The organism is Candidatus Cardinium sp. cByotN1 (assembly GCF_022810525.1).
Lineage (GTDB): Bacteria > Bacteroidota > Bacteroidia > Cytophagales > Amoebophilaceae > Cardinium.
On the sequence record NZ_JAACGG010000158.1, the window covers coordinates 1 to 371 of the forward strand.

At 37.2% G+C, this 371-nt stretch carries 1 protein-coding gene; it reads left to right on the plus strand.

Annotated elements, in window-relative coordinates; translation table 11 throughout:
* Positions 1 to 15 precede the first annotated feature (15 nt).
* Positions 16 to 371, plus strand: a 356-nt coding sequence (locus tag MUW73_RS04140; RefSeq protein ID WP_445083568.1) for a sodium:solute symporter family transporter, incomplete at its 3' end; no start/stop codon positions are given.

The window sequence follows — 371 nt, forward strand, 5'->3', positions numbered from 1 at the left end:
ATTTGGCCCTATATAATGCACAATATCCCCTCTACTTTTAAAGGATTTTTTTCCATTAGTTTGCTGGCCATGTCTATGTCTACAGCTGATTCGTACTTAAATTCTTGTGCTGTTATGGTTAGTCACGATATTGTGGGAAGTATCCGAGGGATAAAAAAAACTCCCTATATCTATCAAATACGGGTAGCTAGGCTGACTACTATAGTAATTGGCCTGTGTGCTATGTGTGTAGCTTTTTGGTGCAAGGATTTATTAAAATTAATGTTTCTAGCTATTGATTTTTCAATACCTGTAGTAACTGCTCCCTTTATATTATCGGTTTTTGGTTTTCGAGGCACTTCTCGTACAGCCTTAATTGGTATGGCTACAGG